Source organism: Pseudomonas sp. PDM01 (assembly GCF_014852325.1).
Classification (GTDB): domain Bacteria; phylum Pseudomonadota; class Gammaproteobacteria; order Pseudomonadales; family Pseudomonadaceae; genus Aquipseudomonas; species Aquipseudomonas migulae.
Genome location: NZ_JACVBK010000005.1, coordinates 95,696 through 119,008, shown reverse-complemented (window position 1 = coordinate 119,008; position 23,313 = coordinate 95,696). Strand labels below are relative to the sequence as shown.

Genomic DNA, 23,313 nt, shown 5'->3' with positions numbered 1-23,313 from the left:
TATGACGTAAGTTTAGCCTAGCCCTTGAGCTTCTCGGCAATCCAGATGGTGTGGCGGGTGCCCTTGTTGCCGTGGGCGAAGACCTGGACTTCCTCGGCCTTGAAGCCCGCCTTCTTCAGTTTGTCGGAAAACTGCTTGTCGGCGCTGGCCGACCAGACGGCCAGCACCCCTTTTGGGCGCAGGGCTTTGGCGCAGGCGCTCAGGCCGCCAGCGGAATAGAGCCAGCTGTTGGCTCTCTGGGTCAGGCCTTCCGGGCCGTTGTCGACGTCGAGCATGATCGCATCGAAACCTTGCGGTTCGGCCTGCAGCACGTTCGCCACGTCTTCCATGCGAATCACCGTACGTTTATCCAGCAGCGGGTTGCCGGCTTTCTCACCCAGCGGCCCGCGATTCCACTCGACCACGCCCGGTACCAGTTCGGCGACCACCACTTCAGCGCTCTTGCCCAGATGCTTGAGGGCCGAGGCGAGGGTAAAGCCCATGCCCAGGCCACCGATCAATACCCGTGAATTCGGCCGTCCGGCGACCTTGCGGCAGGGGATCTCGGCCAGCGCATCTTCGGAACCGTGCATGCGCGTATTCATCAATTGTCCGCCGTCGCCACCCTGGATCTTGATGACGAAATCCTCACCGTATTCGAACAGGCACAGGGCACCGCCGTTTTCAGGGATAGGCGCGGTGTCGAGCAGAACGAAACGTTTCATGGGGTTCTCTTGAGGAGGAAGGGCATGGGGGAGGCAAACGAACGCAGTTGGGAGTAGCCTGCAAACAGACAACAAGGCTAACGGAGCCATTGATGAAGCGCACCATTCTAACGGTCATTGCCTTGGCCGCGCTCTCGATAACTGCAGTGCAGGCCCAAGAGCTGCAAACCATTCCGACCAGCCCGTCACCGCTGCCCGGTTCGCCCGGCACGGCAACGCCGACGCCGTACCCGCAGATCACCCCCAACAGTGTGCCCAAAGTCGGGCCTGGCAGTGGCGGGCCGCCGCTGTTGCCGCCGATCATCGTGCCCAGCCCGCCCAAGGATCAGCCCTTGCCGGGGCTTGAGCAGAACCGCACGAAGATCAAGTCGCCGGGCGGTTAAACCTGCTGCGAGAGTAGTTGCCCGTCGGCCATGCGCAGGCGTTTTGACAGGGAGACGGCGAGGGCGCGGATGATCTTCGCGGCGATTTTCGGCGCGTCGTTGAGCATCTTTTCCAGGGAATCCTTGCCCAGGTTCAGCAGCTGGCAATTGCTCGCGGCTACGCAACTGGCGGAGCGCCGTTCGCCATCGAGCACGGCCATTTCGCCGAACGCCCGACCGCTGCGCAGCGTGGCCATGGTCACCCGTTGTCCGTCGCTGTTGGTTTTTTGTACCGCGACCTGGCCGGTATGGATGATGCACATGAAACTGCCGGCATCGCCTTCGCGGAAGATCTCTTCGCCCTCGGCCACCGTGCTGATGCTGAAGTAGCCCGAGGCGGCTGCGAAGTCGGCGGGCAGCAGTTGATCGAACAGGCCACAGTCCATCAGCCAGTCGCGGATTTCGTTGTTCAGTAAGGTCGGTTCTGACATGTCGTCACGGTCTTTTTCTTGTGTCTGTAGCGGTTCCGGATCATACGAGTTCCCCTGTAGGAGCGAGGCTTGCCCGCGAAGGCATTATCACAGCCAACATAGATGTTGAATGTTACGGCCTCTTCGCGGGCAAGCCTCGCTCCTACAAGGGCAGGCTCGGCGTTCTGGTGTTAAGACCGAATCACCGAGCCAAGTTCCTCAGGCAATGCCCAAAACCCCGAAAACAAATGCGTATTCGAGTGCTACGTCACGCAATCCCTGATAACGGCCACTCATTCCGCCATGCCCGGCGCCCAATTCGGTCTTGAGCAGCAGTTGATGGGTATCGGTTTTGGTCGCGCGCAATTTCGCTACCCACTTCGCCGCTTCCCAGTACTGCACGCGACTGTCGTTGTAGCCGGCGATCACCAGCGTCGCCGGATACGCCTGCGCGGTGACGTTTTCGTACGGGGCGTAGGCCTTGATCCGATCATAAACGTCCGGCTCTTCAGGATTGCCCCACTCGTCGTATTCCGTGACGGTCAGCGGCAGATCCGGGTCGAGCATCGTGTTCAACACATCGACGAACGGCACTTCGGCAATCGCCGCGCCGAACAGCTCCGGCCGCATGTTAAGCACCGCGCCGATCAACAACCCGCCGGCACTGCCACCGCTGATCGCCAATTGCTGTGAGGTGGTGAAACCGTTGGCGATCAGGTGCTCGGCGCAGGCGATGAAGTCGCTGAAGGTGTTGTGCTTGTGTTCCTGTTTGCCGGCGCGATACCAGGCTTCACCCAACTCGCCGCCGCCACGCACGTGGGCGATGGCAAACGCCACGCCGCGGTCCAGCAGGCTCAGGCGCGCGTGGGAGAACCACGGGTCGAGGCTTTCGCCGTAGGCGCCGTAGCCGTACAGATAAAGGGGTGTCGGCTTGCCGAGGGCTTCGCGCTTGACCACCAGGCTGATCGGCACTTGCGTACCGTCCGGCGCAGTCGCCCAAAGACGCTGGCTGACATAGGCGTCGGCGTCGAACGGGCCGAGCACCGGGGTTTCCTTGAGCACTTTCTGTTCGCCGCTGACCAGGTCCAGTTGGCGGATTTGTGCCGGACGGTTCAATGCTTCATAGCGCAAGCGGATCCGCTCGCTGACGAACTCCAGGCTGTTTTGCACGTGCAGGCTGTAGGCCGCATCCGGCAATTGCACGCGGTAGCTCGGCAGGTCTTGCGGGTGAACCTCGATGATCGGCAAGCCGCCGACCCGCAGGCTCAGCGTCAGGGCGCCGGCGTTGAGGCTCATGCCGTCGATCATCGTGGTGTCGCTGTGGGGAATCAGGTTCTGCCAGTCGGCTTCGGTCGGCGCGACGCCGGTATCGACGGCCGTGTACAGGGCAAAGTTGATGCCGTCGCGGTTGGTGCGAATGAACCAGGTCCACTGGCCATCGAGAGCGCCGTGATCGACGTCGTACTCATGGTCTTCGACCCGTGGCGCCACGCAGGTAAACGCCTGTTGCGGCTGGAACGCGTCGAGCACCCAGACTTCGCTGGTGGTCTTGCTGCCCAGCGCCAGCAGCAATTGCTGCTCCGAGCTTGAACGGTAGCAATGCATGAAGAAACGGCCATCCGGCTCATGGAACACTTCTTCGGCCGCCGTGCCGTCCAGTCGATAGCGGAACAGCTTGTGCGAGCGATGGGTGTCGTCCAGTTCGCCGAAAAACAGCGTCAGGCTGTCGTTGGCCCAGGTCATGCTGCCGTCGCAGTCGGCGAATTCCAGTTCGCTGACGCGGCCGCTGGATAATTCCTTCACGAACAGCGTGTAAATCTCATCGCCCGTGGTGTCGAGGCTGTAGGCCAGGCGCTGGTGGTCCGGGCTGATGCTGAATGCGCCGAGGGAAAAGAAACCGCCGTTGGCCAGTTCGTTCGGGTCCAGCAGCAGCTGTTCCTGGCTTTCGTCGAGTTGCAGGCTGTCATCCGCCGGGCGCGGGCAGCGGTAGTGACGGGCGTATTCGTCGCCGGCGGTGGTGCGCGTGTAATACAGATACGGGCCCCACGGGGAGGGCAGCGACAGGTCGGTTTCGAGAATCCGGCCCTTGATCTCTTCGAACAGGGTTTCGCGCAGGCCGGCCTGATCGGCGGTTTGCGCCTCTAGATAGCGGTTTTCAGCCTTGAGGTAATCGAGCACCACCTCGGTGTCGCGTTCCTGCAGCCAGGCATACGGGTCAGAACCTTCAGCCTTGTGGGCAATCGGGGCGCTGGTGATGTTGGCGGATTGGGGCATGAAGGGCTCTCGGGCGATGTACGGAATAGAGGGGTTCGCAGGCTATAGGTAAATGACGCAAATCCCTGTGGGAGCGAGCCTGCTCGCGAAAGCGGTGTGTCAGTCGCCATCAATGTTGCTGACAGGACGCCTTCGCCGGCAAGCCGGTCTCGCTCCCACAGTGTTTGTGCATAGCCGGCCGGCATTGGGGCAAGCCTGATGTGCGAAAAGTCGTTACTATAAGCGCCTCTTTGCCTGCCTTGCCATGGACACCATGACCGAGAACGACTATCTGATCGCTTGGGGCCTTTACGCCTTCGCCGCTTTAGGCTGCCTGTTGGTGTGGATGCGCATGACCCGCTGGATGTGGCGCTGGTTGCGCGAGCCCCTGCGGCTGCTGGTCGCTGTGTTGCTGTTCAGCCCGACGATCATCGATCCGGTGAAGGAAAAGGTCGCACCGGCCATCGCCATTACCACCCTCGATCTCGCGTTCAAGGTTGGCAACAATGCCTGGCGGGCGGTCTCCGACCTGTTCATGTACGGCATGATCGCCTTCGGCATTTACCTGGTGTTCGTGGCGATCCGATTCCCGATCGAACGCGCTTCCAACGCTCGCAAGGAACGCACGGCGGCCGCCAAGGCTGCGGCCCGGGCCGACGACCCTGACGACGATCATCCTTTCGGCGGTGCCGGTGATGACCGTTACGGTCGTCCGCCGGTCCCGAGCAACCCTCAGCGTATGCGCGTCGAACCGCGTTTGTAACCTTGCCCCTGCCTTACAGAGAGTCCGAGCATGTGTGAGTTATTGGGCATGAGCGCCAATGTGCCGACCGATATCGTGTTCAGCTTTACCGGGCTGATGCAGCGCGGCGGCCGCACCGGCCCGCACCGTGACGGTTGGGGCATCGCCTTTTATGAAGGCCGCGGCCTGCGCCTGTTCCAGGACCCGGCGGCGAGCAGCGAGTCTGAAGTCGCCAACCTGGTGCAACGCTATCCGATCAAGAGCGAAGTGGTCATCGGCCATATCCGCCAGGCCAACGTCGGCAAGGTCTGCCTGTCCAACACCCATCCGTTCGTGCGCGAACTGTGGGGGCGCAACTGGTGTTTCGCCCACAACGGCCAACTGGCGGACTTTCAGCCGATCACCAGCTTTTATCGCCCGGTCGGCGATACCGACAGTGAAGCGGCGTTCTGCGATCTGCTCAACCGCGTACGCGCGGCGTTCCCGGAACCGGTAGAGATCGAAACACTGCTGCCGGACCTGGTAGCCGCCTGCGCCGAATACCGTAGCAAAGGCGTGTTCAACTGCTTGCTCAGCGACGGCGACTGGCTGTTCTGCTATTGCTCGACCAAATTGGCGCAGATTACCCGCCGTGCACCGTTCGGCCCGGCGCGCTTGAAGGATGTCGACGTGATCGTCGATTTCCAGGCCGAAACCACGCCCAACGACGTGGTCACGGTCATCGCCACCGAACCCCTGACCGAAAACGAAACCTGGACCCGCTACGAACCGGGCCAATGGAGCCTCTGGCGACGCGGTGAATGCGTCAGCCAGGGCAAGACCGAATAAGGATTCTCCCCCATGTTGCTCAGTTATCTACGGCTGGTGTTGTTCGCGGCGGGCCTGTTGATCGGCGTCCAGGTGCCGGGGTTCATCAACGACTACGCCAAGCGGGTCGAAGCGCACCTGATTGAGGCGCAGACCGGCTTGAGCGGTTTTCAGGGCACCGCCATTCAATTTTTCAAGGGTGACATGCAGGCCCTGGTCGCCCACTACCGCGCCAGCGAAGACCCGGTTTTCCGCAGCGATGCCGACAGCCTGAGCAACCTGCTGACCCGTCAACTGGCCCTCGATAAACAATTCCAAGCCATGCAAGGCCCGTGGTACATCCGCTTCCTGCAGGTTGTACTGGCCGCCGACCCGGATATCCGCAAGGAAACCTGGAACGGCTACAGCTACCAGATCCTGCTGACGCCGGAAGCGATGATCTGGGGCATGAGCGGCGCGTTGCTGCTGTCGTTCGGGATTGAATGCCTGTTCCGGCTGATCGACTGGGTGGTGCTGGGCGGCAAGCGCCTGCGCCAGAGCCGGCCGATTGAAGAGCGGGATTTACGCGGGTTGTAAGTGATCAGCGCGCAAGGACGATGTAGTTTTCGCCGACCTTGCGCGCATACCCCGCCAGCACCTGCTGACACAACGCGACAATCTCCTCGACCCATTCCGCCCCGGTCCGCCAGGACACCACCACTTGTAAATCCGGTGGCCGTTGATCGATGGCCAGCAAGGTCAATTCGCCGCGCGCCAGCTCCTCGGCCACCAGCACCGGTGGCAACGCGCCAATGCCGAAACCGTCCCGCAGCAGCCGGGTAATCGCCGACACCGAATTCACGCAGTTCAGCCGTGGCGTCATGACGCCATTGGCCTGCATCAACGCGAGCACCTCTTGATGCGGGTGTGAGTTTTTCGAGTAGGTAATGATCCGCTCCCGCGCCAGATCGGCCACGCTGGAATACTCGCGGTTGTAGATCGAGTTGCTGGCAGCGATCCAGCCCATCGGGTGACTGGCCAGCTCCAGGCTGCGCACGCTTTCCTGACGCAGCAGGTCGGTTTGCAGGATCAAGTCGAGGAAGCCTTTTTGCAGCTGATCGCAGAGGTTGAGCGAGGTATCGGCCACCAGCTCGATTTCCACCAGTGGATAGTGATCCGTCATCTGTGCCACCAACGGGCTCAGCCAGGTATGAATCACCGTGTCCATCACGCCGATGCGCACCCGCCCGACCTTGCTGGAGCGGGTCTCGATCGACTGCTTGAGCGCCTGCATGGTGTCCATCATCTGCTCGGCATGTTCGAGCACTTTCAAGCCTTCGGGCGTCAGGCTCACGCCGCGTGAATCGCGCAGGAACAGCTTCACCCCGAGTTCGCCTTCGAGCACGGCGATGCGGCTGGAAATAGACGCCTGGGTGGTGAAAAGCTTGTCGGCGGTCAGGCGAAAACTTTTGAGTCGGGCGACCCAGACGAAGGTCTCGAGAAACTTCAGGTTCATGGGGTCAGCTCGTGGATAAAGTTTTCTTATGTCTAAGGCGGGTTTTTATTAGTTGGACGCAACAGGGCCCAGCGCCCAAAAATCAGGCCATCCGGTTCCCACGATAGGCGTCGTCGGGGCTCAGAACAATACCAATAAAATTTGCACGGAGAGTTGCCATGAGTGCGCCCGACACCACCGTCATCCCGAAAGCCACGGCTCGCCCGGGACCTTTCGACTGGTACCGCAACATCAATCAGCAAGAACGCCGCACATTCTGGAGCTGCAAGATCGGCTACGGCCTGGACGGCATGGACACCCAGATGCTCAGCTTCGTGGTGCCGACCCTCATCGCGATGTGGGGCATCACCACCGGCGAGGCCGGGCTGATTCACACCAGTACGCTGATTGCCTCGGCCATCGGCGGCTGGGTGGCGGGGATTCTCTCCGACCGCATCGGTCGCGTGCGCACCTTGCAACTGACGGTGTTGTGGTTTGCCTTCTTCACCTTCCTCTGCGGCTTCGCGCAAAACTACGAACAACTGCTGATCAGCCGCACCTTGATGGGCTTCGGTTTTGGCGGCGAGTGGACCGCCGGCGCGGTGCTGATGGGTGAAGTGATTCGCGCCAAGGACCGTGGGAAAGCGGTGGGCATGGTGCAATCGGGCTGGGCGCTGGGTTGGGGGCTGACGGCGATTCTGTATGCGCTGCTGTTCTCGGTGTTGCCACCGGAAGACGCGTGGCGTGCACTGTTTATCCTCGGCATCGTCCCGGCGGTTTTCGTGATCTTCGTCCGTCGTCTGGTCAAGGACCCGGAAATCTACCGCGAAGCCAAGGCCAAACAGGAACCGAGCAACCCGGCGAAGTTCTACGAGATTTTCGCCCCCGGCATCCTCTTCACCACGCTTCGCGCTTCGATACTGACCACCGGCGCACTGGGCGGTTACTACGCAATCACTTCCTGGCTGCCGACGTTCCTGAAGAACGAACGCGGTTTGAGCGTACTCGGCACGGGCGGTTATCTGGCGATGGTGATCGTCGGTTCCTACGTCGGTTACGTCATCAGCGCGTATTTGACTGACATCCTTGGCCGTAAGAAAAACTTCATTCTGTTCGCGGTGGGCTCGTTCACCATCGTGTTGCTTTACACCCAATTGCCGGTCAGTAACGGCGTGATGCTGTGGCTGGGCTTTCCGTTGGGCTTCTTTGCCTCGGGGATTTTCAGCGGCATGGGTGCCTTCCTGACCGAGTTGTTTCCGACGCGGATTCGCGGTTCGGGCCAGGGCTTTTGCTACAACATAGGCCGGGCGCTGGCGGCGTTGTTTCCGCTGTTGATCGGCTTGCTCAGCCAGAAGGTGCCATTGAGCGTAGGCATCGGGGCGTTCGCGGCGGTTTCCTACGGGGTGGTGATCCTTGCGGCGTTGAGCCTGCCGGAAACCCGTGGCAAACAACTGGATGCGCAGTAATCTGCCCACATCTGAAAAGAACAAAACCTACAGGAGCGTTCACCGTGAGCCGCCTGCTATTGAACTGCGACATCGGCGAGAGCTTCGGCAACTGGACCATGGGTCTGGACGCCGAGGTCATGCCCTTCATTGATTGCGCCAACATCGCCTGCGGCTTTCACGCCGGCGACCCGAGCATCATGCGCAAGACTGTCAGCCTGGCCCTGAGCAACGGCGTGCAGATCGGCGCCCATCCGGCCTATCAGGATCTGGTCGGGTTCGGCCGTCGCTCCATGGCGTATACCGCCCAGGAACTTCAGGACATTCTGCACTACCAGATCGGCGCCCTCGACGGCCTCTGCCGGGCGCAGGGCGGGCGCGTCAGCTACGTCAAACCCCACGGCGCGATGTACAACGACATGATGGCCAACCCGGCGCAATTGCGCGCAGTCCTGCAGGCCGTGGCGTCTTATGACAAGACGTTGCCGCTGATGCTGATGGCGACCCGCGACAACAGCGCCGCACAGCGATTGGGTGATGAGTACGGCGTGACGCTGTGGTTCGAAGCATTCGCCGATCGTGCCTACGACAGCGCCGGCATGCTGGTTTCGCGGCAACTGCCGGGTGCAGTGCACCACGATCCGGAAAAAATCATCGAACAGGCACTGACCATCGCCCGTGGCGACAACCTGACCGCCAGCGACGGCAGCGCCTTGCATTTGCAGGCCAACACCCTGTGCGTACACGGTGACAACGCCAGTTCGGTGGCGGCCGTGCGGCGCATTCGCGAAGCCCTCGATCAGCAGAGTGCGCCATGAAACTTCGGGTGGAAGTGGTGGCGCTGGATTGCCTGATGGTGCGGCTGTTCGATGAGATCGCCGAAGCCAACATGCCGTGGATGCTCGCTGCCAGCGAAAACCTGCGTGCGGCGTTTGGTGCGCATCTGATCGATCTGGTGCCGTCGTATACGACGTTGATGGTGCATTACGATCTGACCGAATTGAGTCCGGCGCAGGCGCGGGAATTGATCGCCGAAGCACTGATCGATTTGTCGCCCAACACTCGCACCGGGGGCAAATGTCACGTGCTGCCGGTCTGGTATGACGTGAGCGTCGGTCCGGAATTGCGCCTGTTGTCTCAGCGCAGCGGGCTGGCCGTGGAGGAGGTGATCCGCCGCCACAGTGACCGTGAGTACCAGGTGTTCGCCTTGGGCTTCGCGCCGGGTTTTGCTTTTATGGGGTTGGTGGAAGAGGTCCTCGCCGCACCGCGCCTGAATACTCCGCGCAAAAAAGTCGCGGCCGGCAGTGTCGGGATCGCCGAACGGCAAACCGCTGCCTATCCGGTGGTGTCCCCCGGCGGCTGGAACCTGATCGGCCGCACCCCGGCCAAACTGTTCGACCGCGAACGCGATGGCTACAGCCTGATGCAACCGGGCGACACCGTGCGTTTTGAAGCGGTCAGCCACGCCGAGTTCATCAACCTGGGCGGTGTCGACACGCCACTGGAGGCGCAGGCATGAGCCGGTTATCGATTGAAGCGAGCACACCGTTGTGCCTGTTGCAGGACGCCGGCCGTTTTGGCGTGCGGCATCTGGGCGTGACCCAGGGCGGCGGGCTGGATTGGCGCTCGATGTCCTGGGCCAACTGGCTGCTGGGCAATGCGCTGGATGCACCGGTGATCGAAATCACCCTCGGCGGGTTCAACGTTGTTGCCGAAGAGGATTGCTTGCTCGCGCTGGCCGGGGCGGACCTTGGCGCACAGTTGGACGGTCAGGCGCTGGCGCCGTGGCGCAGTTTCAAGCTGCGCAAAGGTCAGCGTTTGCAGTTCACTCAGCCACTCCTGGGGGCGCGGGCTTATCTCGCGGCGCCGGGCGGTTTTGATGCGCCGAAGGTGTTGGGCAGCAGTGCGACGGTGGTGCGTGAGGAGCTGGGTGGGCTGGACGGCATGGGGCAGGCGTTAGCCAAAGGCGCGTCGCTGAGCTATTCGGCTGAAGCGCCATTGCTGATGCGCGAGTTGCCTCGCGAACAAGTACCGGACTTCAAATCCGATTTGCCACTGGACGTGGTACTCGGCGCGCAGATCGGCGAGTTCAGCGGCCAGAGCTTGTTCGATGCGTTCAACAGCGCCTGGACCCTCGACAGTCGCGCCGACCGCATGGGTATTCGCTTGCTGGGAACAGCGTTGCAGTACCAGGGCAAACCGATGATTTCCGAAGGTATTCCGCTCGGCGCGGTGCAGGTGCCGCCGGACGGGCAGCCGATTGTGCTGCTCAATGATCGGCAGACCATTGGCGGTTATCCGCGACTGGGGGCGTTGACGCCGCTGGCCCTGGCGCGGCTGGCGCAGTGTCTGCCGGGGGCGACGGTGCGGTTGCGGCCGGTGGTGCAGGATGTCGCGCATCGGGAGCAGGTTGAGTATTTGCGACGTTTTTTGAACAGCTAAAAGCATCGCGAGCAGGCTCACTCCCACAGTTGAACTTCTGCGAACACATAATTTGTGTCCGCTCAAAATCCAGTGTGGGAGCGAGCCTGCTCGCGATGGGGCCCTGGCGGACTGCAAAGATTACTTGGAAAGAAACCGCATCCCTTCCTCAAGCCCCCGCAACGTCAGCGGGTACATCTGGTCATCAATCAAATCCCGAACGATATTGGTCGACGACGTATAGCCCCACGTATCTTTCGGATACGGGTTGATCCAGATGAGCTTCTTGTACTTCTCCTTGAACCGCTGCATCCACACGTAACCGGCTTCTTCGTTCCAGTGCTCGACGCTGCCACCGGCCTGGGTGATTTCATAAGGCGCCATCGCCGCGTCCCCGATGAAGATCACTTTGTAGTCGGCGCCGTACTTGTGCAGCAGGTCCTGGGTCGACGTGCGCTCGGAGGTGCGGCGCATGTTGTTCTTCCACACCGATTCATAAATGAAGTTGTGGAAGTAGAAGTACTCCAGGTGTTTGAACTCGGTCTTGCAGGCCGAGAACAACTCCTCGCAGATCTTCACGTGCGCATCCATCGAACCGCCGATGTCGAACAGCAGCAACAACTTGACGGTGTTACGCCGCTCCGGCCGCATCTGGATACTCAGCAGCCCGGCATCTTTGGCGGTGTGGTCGATGGTGCCATCGATGTCCAGTTCTTCGGCCGCACCCTGACGGGCGAACTTACGCAGCCGACGCAGGGCGACCTTGATGTTGCGCGTGCCCAGTTCCACCGAATCGTCGAGGTTCTTGTACTCGCGCTGATCCCAGACCTTGACCGCCTTGCCCTGGCGCTTGCCGGCATCGCCGACCCGAATGCCTTCCGGGTTGAAGCCGCCGGAACCGAACGGGCTGGTGCCGCCGGTGCCGATCCACTTGTTGCCACCGGCGTGGCGTTCTTTCTGTTCTTCCAGGCGCTTCTTGAATTCTTCGATCAGCTTGTCCAGGCCACCAAGGGACTGGATCGCCGCCCGCTCTTCGTCGGTCAGCGAACGCTCGAATTCCTTGCGCAACCAGTCTTCAGGAATCAGGGCCTGAAGGTGATCGTCGAGTTTTTCCAGGCCATTGAAGTAAGCACCGAACGCTCGGTCGAACTTGTCGAAATGCTTTTCGTCCTTCACCAGAATCGCCCGGGACAGGTAGTAGAACTCGTCCATGTCGGCGAAGGTCACGCGCTGTTTCAGCGCGTTGATCAGGTCCAGCAACTCGCGCACCGAGACGGGCACCTTGGCTGCGCGCATTTCATTGAACAGGTTGAGCAGCATGGCGTTAGCCCCTACTTAATCAGAGCTTAGCGAGTACCGCGACGACTCATGAACGCCAGGCGCTCAAGCAATTGCACGTCCTGTTCGTTCTTCACCAAGGCACCGGCCAGCGGCGGAATGGCCTTGGTCGGATCGCGCTCGCGCAGCACTGCTTCGCCGATGTTGTCGGCCATCAGCAGCTTCAGCCAGTCCACCAGTTCGGAGGTCGATGGCTTCTTCTTCAGTCCCGGCACCTTGCGCACGTCGAAGAACACGTCCAGCGCTTCGCTGACCAGATCCTTCTTGATGTCCGGGTAGTGCACGTCGACGATCTTCTGCAGCGTGACGCGATCCGGGAAGGCGATGTAGTGGAAGAAGCAGCGGCGCAGGAACGCGTCTGGCAGCTCTTTCTCGTTGTTGGAGGTAATGATGATGATCGGACGCTTCTTGGCCTTGATGGTCTCGTCGATCTCGTAAACGTAGAACTCCATCTTGTCGAGTTCTTGCAGCAGGTCGTTCGGGAACTCGATGTCGGCCTTGTCGATTTCGTCGATCAGCAGAATCACCCGCTCTTCGGACTCGAAAGCCTCCCAGAGCTTGCCCTTTTTCAGGTAGTTGCGAACGTCGTGGACCTTTTCCGTGCCCAGCTGCGAATCGCGCAGGCGGCTGACCGCGTCGTACTCGTACAGGCCCTGATGCGCCTTGGTCGTGGATTTGATGTGCCAGGTGATCAGCTTGGCGCCGAAAGACTCGGCCAGTTGTTCGGCCAGCATGGTCTTGCCGGTGCCCGGCTCGCCCTTGACCAGCAGCGGACGCTCCAGGGTGATGGCGGCGTTGACCGCCAGCTTCAAGTCATCGGTGGCGACGTAGGCCTGGGTGCCTTCGAACTTCATCTGCTAATCCTCGAACGGTAACGCCGACCTGACAGGGCAGGGCGGGGCGCAATAATTGTAGTACCCGACTATAACGCGCTGCCCGGTCGACTGTGAACGCAGACGGCTTATTCAGTCTCTGAATGGGGCGTCACATCTTGACTCAGTCTCGGCGGCTGGCCAGTATTGAGCTATCGCCATTTTGGCGATAGCTTGCGGAGCATGTCCACTAAATATCGATTTCGCGATACGTACCGCATTCAGTTGCGAGAGAAGGACCATCCGCCGCCCCATGTCCACCTGACCGGTGGCGGGCTGGATGTGATGCTCAGCCTGGAAACGGTTGAAGTGATGGTCGGCAAGGCGCCGCCGTTGATTATCAAGGAAGCTCTGGAATGGGTCAGGACCCATCAGGTGCAGCTACTGGAGGACTGGAAACGATGTTACCCATGAAACGACCACGGTTGTCTGCTGTGCAGGCGTTGCCGGATTACCGTTTGGCGCTGACATTTATCGATGGTCAGCAATTGACGCTCGATTTAAGCCGTGACCTGCGTACCTATCCTGGATTGCAGCCGTTGCTGGAGGCGGGAGCTTTCGCCAGTGCAACCCTGGGCGATGATGGCTGGTGCGTCGAATGGCCTGAGCAGGATATCCAGATCGGCGCAGACACTGTTTATCTGGATGCACTCGCGCAAAACGCAGCGGATGAAAACACCCGGATCTTCATCGACTGGCGTGCGCGTACCGGGTTGCCGCTCAATCAGGCCGCCGAGGCTTTGGGGGTGAGTGCCCGCAGCATCACGCGCTACAGCAGTGGCCGTGAAGCAGTGCCCCGGTCATTGGCGCTGGCCTGTCTGGGGTGGGATTTTCTGCAGCTGCGAGATCCGGCGCGGGCGGCTGAAGAAACCGGCCGTTACACCGTTACACGCAAACCCTAACCGGCCTCCGGCTTCGGCCGTTCATACTGGGCATTGAAGGCCTGGACAAAACCGTTACGTAAAATCTGCAAAAACGCGTGGAACGCGCTGATATCTTGCCGGTGAACGCTGCCACTCAATTCAACGCGCGTTGCAAACTGGTTCTTGCCTTGGTTTTTCAGCACGGTTTCGGAGCCACCGACAATGGCCTCCCAAATGGAGCGGAACAGCCCTTTGTCCTTGTTCTCGACGTCCTGTTGCCAGTTGAACACATCGACGTCTTTGAGCAGTGGCTTGATGTAGCCAGTCAATTGGGCTTTTTTCGCTTGCGCTTCAATCACTACATCACCATGCCCGGCATTGAAATCGAACTTGCCGTAGGCCGAGGCGAAGTCGTTCATGCGTTTGAGTTCGATGCCCGTGGCGCGTAGTCGGAACTGGAAATCTTCGAAGTCGCTCAGCGGATCGAAGGTCGCGCTGGTTTCCAGTGGCGCGTGCCCCAGCAGCAGCGCTTTGCCATCGAACCGTGCGTCGCGCTTGCCTTCCTTGTCGACGACGTTGGTCAGGTTGTAAATGCTGGCGTTGACCTGGGTGGCGTTCATGTTCACGGGGGGCTTGGAATTGAAGTTCCGGAAGCTGATCTTGCCGTCGCTGATCCGCACTTCGTTCAGGGTGATCGGTAGCAATTTCTCCAATTGTGCCCGCCAATCGGTGCCTTCACCGGTCTGGGAGTTTTTCTTGTTGGCGCCGCCGTCGACGAAGTTCACTTCGGGTTTGACGAACTGCGCCTTGGCCACGACCGCGTGGTCGTACCAGAGCGAGTGCCAACTGACGGAAAGATCGATCAGCGGCGCATTGACGAAAGGCACCGGGACCTTGCCTTCGATCTTGACGACTTTCAGCCCGTTGATTTTGTAGGCGCCGCGCCACAGGGCCAGGTCCACGTCGGTGATCTGCCCGCGATAGTCACCCATATTCGCCAATCGTTCGTTCAGGTAGTCACGCACCAGATAGGGCAGGGCGATGTGCAGGGCAAACAGCAACATGAGGAGGCCGGCGAGGGTCCACAGAGGCCAACTGTATCGACGCTTCATGGCGGCAAATCTCTGGCGGTGTAATGCGATTGACTGCTGTGCGGGCCGGACGTTCGACTGACTGGACGACCACGGGCAACAGGCATACCGTGGAGGGCTAATTCAACGCTGCATAAGGACCCAGCCATGAGCCGTATCTTTGCTGACAACGCCCATTCCATCGGCAATACGCCGCTGGTGCAGATCAACCGCATTGCGCCGCGTGGCGTGACCATCCTGGCCAAGATCGAGGGGCGCAACCCTGGTTACTCGGTGAAGTGCCGGATTGGCGCGAACATGATCTGGGACGCCGAAAGCACCGGCAAACTCAAGCCTGGCATGACCATCGTCGAACCGACCTCCGGCAACACCGGCATTGGCCTGGCGTTTGTCGCCGCCGCACGGGGCTACAAGTTGGTGCTGACCATGCCGGCGTCCATGAGCATCGAACGGCGCAAAGTGCTCAAGGCGTTGGGCGCCGAACTGGTGCTGACCGAGCCGGCCAAAGGCATGAAAGGTGCGATCGAAAAGGCCACTGAAATGGTTGCCAGCGACCCGTCCCTCTACTTCATGCCGGCGCAATTCGAAAACCCGGCCAACCCGGCCATTCACGAGAAAACCACTGGTCCGGAAATCTGGAACGACACTGACGGTGCCGTTGATGTGCTGGTGGCCGGCGTCGGAACGGGCGGAACCATTACGGGGGTTTCGCGGTATATCAAGAATACCCAGGGCAAACCGATTCTCTCGGTGGCGGTGGAGCCCGTGGTGTCTCCGGTGATCACGCAAGCGCTGGCCGGTGAAGAGATCAAGCCTAGCCCTCACAAGATCCAGGGCATCGGTGCCGGCTTTGTGCCGAAGAACCTCGATCTGTCGATGGTGGACCGGGTCGAGTTGGTCACCGATGACGAATCCAAGGCGATGGCTTTGCGCTTGATGCAGGAGGAAGGGATTTTGTGCGGCATCTCTTGCGGTGCGGCCATGGCTGTGGCCGTGCGCCTGGCTGAAACGCCGGAAATGCAGGGCAAGACCATCGTGGTGATTCTGCCGGACTCCGGTGAGCGTTACCTGTCGAGCATGCTGTTCAGCGATCTGTTTACCGAGCAGGAGAATCAGCAGTAATCGTGAACAAATCAAAGCAGTGATGTTTCGATTTTCATCCCGACAAGTGGGCTGATCCAGGTCAGCCCCCGTTCAGGAGACATATGTTAAGAAGTACGTTGTTGCACAATCTTTAACAGTGAATGTTGAGGAAAGCGGGTTTTTCCCGAGGCCGGTAGTGTTTATCATGGCCGACTGCCACGTCGGGTAAATGGCGTAGTGCAGAGTTGCTAATTCTCAAGGAGTTGTAGATGACCTTTACCATTGCCGCGAAGGCATCGCTGTTGCTGCTGTTCCTCGGCAGTACCCTCTATGTGCACTTGCGCGGCAAGGCGCGATTGCCGGTCTTGCGTCAGTTCGTCAACCACTCCGCTTTGTTCGCACCGTACAACGCCTTGATGTACCTGTTCTCCAGCGTGCCCTCCAAACCCTATCTGGATCGCAGCAAGTTCCCGGAACTTGATGTGCTCAAGGACAATTGGGAAGTCATCCGCGACGAAGCGATGCACCTGTTTGATGAGGGTTACATTCGCGCCGCGGAGAAAAACAACGACGCCGGTTTTGGCTCGTTTTTCAAGAAAGGCTGGAAGCGTTTCTACCTCAAGTGGTACGACAAACCCCTGCCATCGGCCGAAACACTGTGCCCGAAAACAGTGGCCCTGGTCAGCAGCATTCCCAACGTCAAAGGCGCCATGTTCGCCTTGCTGCCGGGTGGCAGCCATCTCAACCCGCACCGCGATCCGTTTGCCGGTTCCCTGCGTTATCACCTGGGGTTGTCGACGCCGAATTCCGATGATTGCCGCATCTTCGTCGACGGTCAGGTTTACGCCTGGCGTGATGGCGAAGACGTGATGTTCGACGAAACCTATGTGCACTGGGTCAAGAACGAAACCGAGAAGACCCGGGTCATTCTGTTCTGCGACATCGAACGTCCATTGAGCAACCGTATCATGACCCGCATCAACCGCTCGATCAGCAGCCTGCTCGGTCGCGCCACTGCGCCGCAGAACCTCGATGACGAGCGTGTCGGCGGGATTAACCGGGCCTACGCCTGGAGCAAGAACTCCAGCGATAAGGTCAGCGGTGTGGTCAAGCAGTGGAAGCGGCGCAATCCTAAAGCCTACCGTGTGCTGCGGCCGGTGCTCGCGGTGGTGGTGTTGATGTTGTTGGGGTATTGGTTGTTTGGGTGAAACCGGACTTTGAATAAAGAACCGCTCCTTGTGAGCGGTTTTTTTATGAGGAAAAGGTGAACGAAGCTCCAGCGAGAACGCCCATCGGCTCTTCTGTTACCGGGTTTGCCAGTGTATCTCTGATGCGACGCAAAACACTTTCTGGCAACTCAGTGGGTGGTCGCTTCGGAGTTGCCTTGATCGGTTGTCTATCTGCAATATTTTTTTCAGCGAGAGCTTTCATTGAATCTCCAGCGTTGATCATTAAATGAGCAGTTGGCCCGATATTAGTCGCACTCCATAAGCATCACAAGCCGACCCTCTGTGTCGAATTCAAAACCAAGCTGCTGATAGATGGCGATGGCACCCTTTACAGGCTCCTGTATTTCGATCTGTCTGCAGCCAATGATTTGTGCAAAGTGAGTAACAGCGGTCAGTGCGAGCGAAGCAATCAGACTTTTCAGGGGATGACCTCTTTCTGGATTACCCTCCAATCGCACGATCTTTACTCGTTGACGACTCTGGTTTGGATTCGCAAAACACAGCCCGCATAACTCCAGATCAAACCAGATCGCCAGATCAAAACACATCGGCTCTTTTGCCTTCCATCCAACGACTTCATTCCATGAATAGTGCGGATCATTCCAGTGCTGGAATGCATTCAATGCCTGTGCGTTGATTGGTTCGAAACGAATCCTGGAAAAATCGAAGCCGACTTGCCCTCCATGCTCCAGTTCTTGATGAAGTCGGGATAGGGTGGCAATTGCCAGCTTTCGAGCATTTGATCTGTACAGCTGATACCGAAGTTGAGTCCGTTCCCTTGGCATTTGATCTCTTGCATTCCCTGCCCCCCTCAGTGGGCGATTTCCTTTCCCTCAGAGTAAGCAGCAGGTCTAACGCTGTATCTACTGGCCCTTTGTCCAAGTCATTGCAATCCATGTCGAGCGCTGGTTATAGTCGGCGCTCGGTGATTTCCATTCACCGTCCATCCCATCAAAAAAGATCAGCCCATGCCTGCTTCCCTCATCAACGCGGTAGTCGATTCAGCGGTCCACGCTGGCGTCGTGCCGTGCGGGGATCAGCAGCCTGCGCAGATCAGTCATTACCCCCCACCTGTCCGTAGCACGCCGGTGTACGCAGTCGTATCACCGCCGGGCGTTGGCGTTTCGGGCTGATCAGCTTTCCCTGCTGTTCCCTTGCCCTTCTAAAAGCGTTCGCCTGAAAAACTACTGGATTTCAGCTTCGGCTGAGTTGGCTTTTTATGCCTGACTACAGGTGGTATTCATGTTTGTCCTTTCGAAAAAATCCGCGCTCGCGGCGGCGTCCACGAGCCTGTTCGTTTTGCTGTGGAGCAGCGGGGCGATCTTCTCCAAATGGGGCCTGGCCCACGCGTCGCCCTTCGCTTTTTTGCTGATTCGTTTCGCCATCGCGCTTTGTGGGTTGGTGCTGCTGGTGCCATTGCTCAAGCTGAAATTGCCCAAGGGTGGCAAGCCGATGCTGTATGCGATGGCCACTGGTGTGGTGTTGCTGGGTGCTTATCAGATTTTCTATCTGCTGGCCCTGGACCTGAAGGTCACGCCAGGCGTGATGGCCACGATCATGGGTGTGCAGCCCATCCTCACGGTGGTGATCATGGAGCGCCAGCGCTCAGCGAACCGGGTGTTCGGTTTGATGCTGGGTTTGGCCGGATTGATCATGGTGGTGTATCAGGGCATTGGTCTGGCCGGCATGTCGCTGGCCGGGATGTTTTTCGGTTTACTGGCGTTGGCGAGCATGACGTTCGGTTCGATCATGCAGAAACGCATCACCGATAATCCCCTCGGTACGCTGCCGGTGCAGTATCTGGCGGGGCTGTTGTTGTGCGGGATTTTCGTGCCGTTCCAGCCCTTTCACTTTGAACGCAGCAGCGGTTTTATCGTGCCGGTGTTGTGGATGGGGCTGGTGGTGTCGGTGTTGGCGACGTTGTTGCTGTATCGGCTGATCGCCCGGGGCAATCTGGTGAATGTCACCAGTCTGTTTTATCTGGTGCCGGCGGTGACGGCGGTGATGGATTATCTGTTTTTCGGCAACCAACTTGCGGTGTTGAGCATGGTGGGGATGGTGCTGATTATTGTTGGTCTGGGGGTGGTGTTTCGTCAGGCGCGGTAGAGCGGTTGGGGAGGGCATATCCGTTTTTTTTGTGATGGCGGCTGGCGGTTTCGCTTTTACAGCGAGTCACTTGGAAAAGCCCCAAGTAACCAAGGGCTCTTGCCCCTTTCGTTCGGTGCCTCGCCTAGGCTCGGCATGCCCTCGCTCCGGTCCTGCTCCGTGGGCCCGCCGCCATCGGCCATCCATGGCCGGGGGCGGCTAACCCGGCATCCATGCCGGGTTGCCCACTGCGCAGAACCTGCGCTCGGCCTCTCGAGGGGGCGTTCAGATCAAAAGCGGAAGGCGAGCTAACGCTCGGCCTGATGAGTGGTGGAAATCAAAAGCGTACGGGATTCCCTGTAGGAGCCGGCTTGCCGGCGATGGCGGTGGGTCGGTCAACCTATTTATTGGCTGGACGGACGCTATCGCCAGCAAGCTGGCTCCTACAAGGGAAATGCAGATGTGTTTGGATAAATACGATCAACTGTAGGAGCCGGCTTGCCGGCGATAGCGGTGGGTCAGTCACGTATGTATTGGCTGGACAGACGCTATCGCCAGCAAGCCGGCTCCTACAGGGGAGCGGTGCCAATGTCCGGAATGAGTGAACGCATCAGAGAAGGACAACGCGGACATCAAAAGAGCCAGGTCGGCTTTCAGGCCGCCTCGGCGGCTGTGGCGGTAGTCGCCCCCTCGAGAGGCCGAGTGGAGGTTCTGCGCAGTGGGCAACCCGGCATGGATGCCGGGTTAGCCGCCCCCGGCCATGGATGGCCGATGGCGGCGGGCCCACGGAGCAGGACCGGAGCGAGGGCATGGCGAGCATTAGCGAGCCACCGAACGAAAGGGGCAAAAGCGCTTTGGTTACTTTGGGGCTTTTCCAAAGTGACTCGCCGTAAGGGCGAAACCATAAGCAGCCGTTACCGAAGCAACGGATATATACGCATACCCAAAGGCCTACTTACTCAAAGCATGCTCAGCCCGCACCGAATTCATAAACGCCTGCATCGCCGAAGACTGAATACGATGACGCCGGGTAATCAACCCATACGGCGGCAACCGCGCTTCAAACTTGATCGGCAACACCGCCAGCAAATCACGCCCCGGATAATCCTCGACCACCGACACCGGCGTGACGCCGAGCATGTCGGTCTGCTGGATCAACGACAGCAAGGTCATGATCGACGTGGTTTCAACAATACTGCTGGGAATGTCGACCCGCGCATTGTGAAACACCTGATTGATGATCGCGCGCATCGGGCTCGGTTGCTGTTGCAACACCCACGTCATGTTCTGCAATTCCGCCCAGCTCAGGTTTTTCTCCCGCGCCAATGGATTCTGCGCACCGGCAATCACGCACAGCTCCTCTTCACCCAAGCTGTCGAACAGCAATTCTTCGGCCCGCGCACCCGCCGGAATCCGCCCCAGCACAATGTCGAGCTGATCCTGCAACAGTGCCTGCACCAGTACATCACTGGTGTCGACCTGAATGCTCATCGACAACCGAGGATGGCTTTTCTTCAAGGTGGCGATGGTGCGGGTCAGCAACCCCGAGGCCAGCGCCGGAATCGCCCCGACGGCGACTCGCCCGAGGTTGCCGGATTCCAGGGCGACCAGTTCTTCACGCATACCGCTGAGTTCGGCAAACACCATGCGCGCGTAGTAGATGACGGTCTCCCCGAACGGGGTAGAGCGCATGCCCCGAGGCAGACGTTCGAAGAGTTCGACGCCGAGCAAGTCCTCGGCCTCGTGCAACATCTTGGTCGCTGCCGGTTGGGTCATGCCGATGTGGTCGGCGGCGCGGCGCAGCGAGCCTAATTCCTGCAACGCCAGCATCAGCCGCAATTGGCGCAGACGCAGTCGACTGTGGATCACATTGGCATCAGGAATTCGGGTCATGGGCCGCGCTCGCGAAAAAGACTGCGGCAAGCCTGACAACAAATGTCAGGCGTTGCCAGCATTGCCGTGTCACAGCACCGATTTGGTCTTGGCGACGTGGGGTTTGCGCAGGCCCATCAGGCTGCCCAGCGCCTTGGAAATCAGCGGCCAGAACAGCATCAGCAGCGCCGCCGTGGTCAGGCTGCCCACCAGCGGGTTGGACCAGAAAATCCCCAAGTGGCCGTCAGAAAACAGCATCGATTGACGGAACGCATCCTCAGCCTTGTCACCCAGCACTGCCGCCAACACCAGCGGCGCAATCGGGTAACCGAGTTTCTTGAACAGGTACCCCAGCGCGCCGAAGCCCAGCATCAGCACCACGTCGAAGAACGAGTTGTGCACCGAGTAGGCACCGATGGCGCAGACCATGATGATGATCGGCGCAATGATCGAGAACGGAATGCGCAGGATCGAAGCGAACAGCGGCACGGTGGCCAGCACCACGATCAGGCTCACCACGTTGCCCAGGTACATGCTCGCAATCAGGCCCCAGACAAAATCGTGCTGCTCGACGAACAACGTCGGGCCAGGGTGCAAGCCCCAGATCATCAAGCCACCGAGCATCACCGCTGCCGTAGCGGAACCGGGAATGCCCAAGGTCAGCATCGGCAGCAGTGCGCTGGTGCCGGCGGCGTGGTCAGCGGTTTCCGGGGCGATCACGCCTTCGAGTTCACCCTTGCCGAAGTTCTCGCGATTCTTCGAGAAGCGCCGCGCCAGGCTGTAGCTCATGAACGAAGCCGCCGTCGGGCCGCCGGGCGTGATGCCCATCCAGCAACCGACCAGCGTGCTGCGCAGAATGGTCCACCAGTAACGCGGCAACTTGGCCCAGGTACGCAGAATTACCATTGGTGTAATGCGCGCATGCTCGCCGCGAAACACCAGGCCTTCCTCGACCGTGCAAAGGATTTCACCGATGCCGAACAGGCCGATCACCGCCACTTCGAAGCTGATGCCCGTCATCAGGATCGGCTGGTCGAAGGTCAGGCGCAGGTTGCCCGATACGGTGTCCATGCCGACCGCCGCCATGGCGAAACCGATCATCATCGCCACCACGGTTTTCAGCGGCGGGTTCTTGCTCATGCCGATGAAGGTGCAGAACGCCAACAGGTACACCGCGAAGAACTCCGGTGAACTGAACGACATGGCGAATGCGGCGATCTTGGTCGACAGGAACGTCAGCAACAACACCCCGGCCAGCGCACCGATCAGTGCCGAACTGAAGGCGGCGGTGAGGGCTTCGGCGGCGCGACCTTCGCGGGCCATCGGGTAGCCGTCGAAGGTCGTCGCCACCGATGAGGGCTCACCGGGGATGTTGAACAGGATCGAGGTGATCGAACCGCCGAACAGCGCGCCCCAATACATGCACGACAGCAGAATGATTGCCGATACCGGCGACATGGTGAACGTCAGCGGCAGCAACAACGCCACGCCATTGGGGGCACCGAGGCCGGGCAATACGCCGACCAGAATGCCCAGCAGCACGCCGATCACCATCAGGCCGATGTGGCCCGGGGTCAGGATCAGGTTCATGCCTTGCAGCAGGGAATCGAACTCGCTCATTTGAAATTTCTCCCGGCCAGGGCAATCCAGTCGCCCATCGGGCCGGCATCCAGCGGGACCTTGAACCACAGCGCGAAAATCAGGTAGCTGGCCAGCACCGCGCCGAGGGACACGCTGCCGATCATCAGTTTGCCGTAAGGCTTGGCGCGGACCTTGTCACGCCACATGAACCAGGCGATGAAGCAGGCTGACGCCACGTAGATGCCGGTGAACGGCATGGCGCCCACGAACAGCGCAATCGGGATGAACACCGACAACACTTGCTTGAACGCACTGCGGCTGACGAATGCAATGCTCAGGGCGTGCCAGCGCACCAGGGTCAACACGCCGTTGGCCACGCTTGCGGCGCTGAGCATCAGGCCGATGTAGAAGGGGAAGTAACCCGGCTCGGGGCCGGAATCGCCCCAGCCGATACCTTGTTCGACACTGTCGAACATCACCACCACGCCGATCAGCGCGGTGAAGACGGTCAGGCCGAGTTCGACCCAGCGGGTACCGACCAGTGCCGGTGAATCCGAAGAATGGGACATGAAGACACCTCCAGAGGTGACGGCCGTGCGCAGGCGGACGGCCGTCGGCAAC

General features: G+C 59.9%; 26 protein-coding genes. 14 read left to right on the top strand and 12 right to left on the bottom strand.

The features are described 5' to 3' along the window. Positions 1-17 precede the first annotated feature (17 nt). Complete coding sequence (locus IB246_RS14190) at positions 18-704, bottom strand: spermidine synthase (RefSeq protein WP_008034788.1); 687 nt, start codon at positions 702-704, stop codon at positions 18-20. A 92-nt stretch (positions 705-796) separates the two neighbouring features. Between IB246_RS14190 and IB246_RS14185 the strand changes: the two genes are divergently transcribed. Then, positions 797-1,087 carry a hypothetical protein gene (locus tag IB246_RS14185; RefSeq protein WP_192228708.1) on the top strand — a complete coding sequence of 97 codons (291 nt, stop codon included), beginning with the start codon at positions 797-799 and terminating at the stop codon, positions 1,085-1,087. Here the strand turns inward: IB246_RS14185 and IB246_RS14180 are convergent. Together IB246_RS14180 and IB246_RS14175 are read right to left on the bottom strand one after the other, a co-directional pair. Beyond that, the gene (locus IB246_RS14180) at positions 1,084-1,557 is read right to left on the bottom strand and encodes a cyclic nucleotide-binding domain-containing protein (protein ID WP_008035048.1); all 474 of its coding nucleotides are present in this window, start codon (positions 1,555-1,557) and stop codon (positions 1,084-1,086) included. The genes IB246_RS14185 and IB246_RS14180 overlap by 4 nt on opposite strands. Before the next feature lie 198 nt (positions 1,558-1,755). Next, positions 1,756-3,810, bottom strand: coding sequence for a S9 family peptidase (locus IB246_RS14175; RefSeq protein WP_008044874.1), 2,055 nt, complete (start codon positions 3,808-3,810; stop codon positions 1,756-1,758). A gap of 244 nt (positions 3,811-4,054) precedes the next feature. Here IB246_RS14175 and IB246_RS14170 point away from each other — a divergent pair, with 244 nt between their 5' ends. From IB246_RS14170 to IB246_RS14160, 3 genes are read left to right on the top strand one after another with little or no spacing between them, the layout of a single operon-like run. Next, positions 4,055-4,552 carry a hypothetical protein gene (locus IB246_RS14170; protein WP_008044875.1) on the top strand — a complete coding sequence of 166 codons (498 nt, stop codon included), beginning with the start codon at positions 4,055-4,057 and terminating at the stop codon, positions 4,550-4,552. 30 nt (positions 4,553-4,582) lie between these two features. Then, complete coding sequence (locus tag IB246_RS14165) at positions 4,583-5,359, top strand: class II glutamine amidotransferase (RefSeq protein ID WP_008035054.1); 777 nt, start codon at positions 4,583-4,585, stop codon at positions 5,357-5,359. 12 nt (positions 5,360-5,371) lie between these two features. Continuing rightward, a complete protein-coding gene (locus IB246_RS14160) occupies positions 5,372-5,914 on the top strand; it encodes a DUF2937 family protein (protein WP_008035055.1) in 543 nt (180 codons plus the stop codon). 4 nt (positions 5,915-5,918) lie between these two features. On the opposite strand, the gene IB246_RS14155 is transcribed toward IB246_RS14160, so the two are convergent. After that, positions 5,919-6,833, bottom strand: coding sequence for a LysR family transcriptional regulator (locus tag IB246_RS14155; protein WP_008035056.1), 915 nt, complete (start codon positions 6,831-6,833; stop codon positions 5,919-5,921). 158 nt (positions 6,834-6,991) lie between these two features. Here IB246_RS14155 and IB246_RS14150 point away from each other — a divergent pair, with 158 nt between their 5' ends. The 4 genes from IB246_RS14150 to IB246_RS14135 are packed head-to-tail and all read left to right on the top strand — an operon-like array spanning position 6,992 to position 10,699. After that, on the top strand, positions 6,992-8,278 hold the full coding sequence (locus IB246_RS14150; protein WP_008035057.1) for an MFS transporter: 1,287 nt from the start codon (positions 6,992-6,994) through the stop codon (positions 8,276-8,278). 44 nt (positions 8,279-8,322) lie between these two features. Beyond that, positions 8,323-9,075, top strand: a complete 753-nt coding sequence (locus tag IB246_RS14145; RefSeq protein WP_008035059.1) for a 5-oxoprolinase subunit PxpA — start codon at positions 8,323-8,325, stop codon at positions 9,073-9,075. Continuing rightward, positions 9,072-9,776 (top strand): 5-oxoprolinase subunit PxpB, encoded by a 705-nt coding sequence (pxpB, locus tag IB246_RS14140; protein ID WP_008044882.1) that lies wholly within the window; start codon positions 9,072-9,074, stop codon positions 9,774-9,776. The genes IB246_RS14145 and pxpB overlap by 4 nt, the downstream gene beginning before the upstream one ends. After that, on the top strand, positions 9,773-10,699 hold the full coding sequence (locus tag IB246_RS14135) for a biotin-dependent carboxyltransferase family protein (protein ID WP_008044883.1): 927 nt from the start codon (positions 9,773-9,775) through the stop codon (positions 10,697-10,699). The genes pxpB and IB246_RS14135 overlap by 4 nt, the downstream gene beginning before the upstream one ends. Positions 10,700-10,819: 120 nt before the next feature. Here the strand turns inward: IB246_RS14135 and IB246_RS14130 are convergent, their stop codons facing one another. Both IB246_RS14130 and IB246_RS14125 read right to left on the bottom strand, forming a co-directional pair. Then, entirely contained in the window at positions 10,820-11,998 is a 1,179-nt protein-coding gene (locus IB246_RS14130) for a vWA domain-containing protein (RefSeq protein WP_008035063.1), read from the bottom strand. Between the two features lie 26 nt (positions 11,999-12,024). Continuing rightward, positions 12,025-12,870: an AAA family ATPase gene (locus IB246_RS14125; protein ID WP_008035065.1), complete on the bottom strand. Its 846-nt coding sequence runs from the start codon at positions 12,868-12,870 to the stop codon at positions 12,025-12,027. A gap of 201 nt (positions 12,871-13,071) precedes the next feature. Here IB246_RS14125 and IB246_RS14120 point away from each other — a divergent pair, with 201 nt between their 5' ends. Beyond that, on the top strand, positions 13,072-13,302 hold the full coding sequence (locus tag IB246_RS14120; RefSeq protein WP_032829218.1) for a DUF4160 domain-containing protein: 231 nt from the start codon (positions 13,072-13,074) through the stop codon (positions 13,300-13,302). Next, the gene (locus IB246_RS14115) at positions 13,290-13,790 is read left to right on the top strand and encodes a DUF2442 domain-containing protein (protein ID WP_008035069.1); all 501 of its coding nucleotides are present in this window, start codon (positions 13,290-13,292) and stop codon (positions 13,788-13,790) included. Before IB246_RS14120 ends, IB246_RS14115 begins: the two co-directional genes overlap by 13 nt. On the opposite strand, the gene IB246_RS14110 is transcribed toward IB246_RS14115, so the two are convergent. Beyond that, positions 13,787-14,863: a DUF748 domain-containing protein gene (locus IB246_RS14110; RefSeq protein ID WP_008044884.1), complete on the bottom strand. Its 1,077-nt coding sequence runs from the start codon at positions 14,861-14,863 to the stop codon at positions 13,787-13,789. The genes IB246_RS14115 and IB246_RS14110 overlap by 4 nt on opposite strands. A gap of 126 nt (positions 14,864-14,989) precedes the next feature. On the opposite strand from IB246_RS14110, the gene cysK reads away from it, so the two are divergent. Together cysK and IB246_RS14100 are read left to right on the top strand one after the other, a co-directional pair. Continuing rightward, the gene (cysK, locus tag IB246_RS14105; RefSeq protein ID WP_008044885.1) at positions 14,990-15,964 is read left to right on the top strand and encodes a cysteine synthase A; all 975 of its coding nucleotides are present in this window, start codon (positions 14,990-14,992) and stop codon (positions 15,962-15,964) included. Positions 15,965-16,194: 230 nt separating this feature from the next. Further along, positions 16,195-17,133 (top strand): aspartyl/asparaginyl beta-hydroxylase domain-containing protein, encoded by a 939-nt coding sequence (locus tag IB246_RS14100; RefSeq protein ID WP_008044886.1) that lies wholly within the window; start codon positions 16,195-16,197, stop codon positions 17,131-17,133. A 43-nt stretch (positions 17,134-17,176) separates the two neighbouring features. Here IB246_RS14100 and IB246_RS14095 read toward each other — a convergent pair whose 3' ends face one another. Next, positions 17,177-17,356: a hypothetical protein gene (locus tag IB246_RS14095; protein WP_157214384.1), complete on the bottom strand. Its 180-nt coding sequence runs from the start codon at positions 17,354-17,356 to the stop codon at positions 17,177-17,179. A gap of 43 nt (positions 17,357-17,399) precedes the next feature. Next, positions 17,400-17,939: a hypothetical protein gene (locus IB246_RS14090; protein ID WP_008044888.1), complete on the bottom strand. Its 540-nt coding sequence runs from the start codon at positions 17,937-17,939 to the stop codon at positions 17,400-17,402. Between the two features lie 183 nt (positions 17,940-18,122). Between IB246_RS14090 and IB246_RS14085 the strand changes: the two genes are divergently transcribed. Continuing rightward, positions 18,123-18,287 (top strand): hypothetical protein, encoded by a 165-nt coding sequence (locus IB246_RS14085; protein ID WP_177318199.1) that lies wholly within the window; start codon positions 18,123-18,125, stop codon positions 18,285-18,287. A 109-nt stretch (positions 18,288-18,396) separates the two neighbouring features. Beyond that, a complete protein-coding gene (locus IB246_RS14080; RefSeq protein ID WP_008044889.1) occupies positions 18,397-19,260 on the top strand; it encodes a DMT family transporter in 864 nt (287 codons plus the stop codon). A gap of 930 nt (positions 19,261-20,190) precedes the next feature. Here the strand turns inward: IB246_RS14080 and IB246_RS14075 are convergent. The 3 genes from IB246_RS14075 to IB246_RS14065 form a co-directional block, all read right to left on the bottom strand. Then, a complete protein-coding gene (locus IB246_RS14075) occupies positions 20,191-21,132 on the bottom strand; it encodes a LysR family transcriptional regulator (protein ID WP_008029067.1) in 942 nt (313 codons plus the stop codon). Between the two features lie 69 nt (positions 21,133-21,201). Beyond that, positions 21,202-22,731: a tripartite tricarboxylate transporter permease gene (locus tag IB246_RS14070; RefSeq protein ID WP_008045231.1), complete on the bottom strand. Its 1,530-nt coding sequence runs from the start codon at positions 22,729-22,731 to the stop codon at positions 21,202-21,204. Continuing rightward, complete coding sequence (locus tag IB246_RS14065; RefSeq protein ID WP_008045230.1) at positions 22,728-23,261, bottom strand: tripartite tricarboxylate transporter TctB family protein; 534 nt, start codon at positions 23,259-23,261, stop codon at positions 22,728-22,730. Before IB246_RS14065 ends, IB246_RS14070 begins: the two co-directional genes overlap by 4 nt. Positions 23,262-23,313 lie beyond the last annotated feature (52 nt).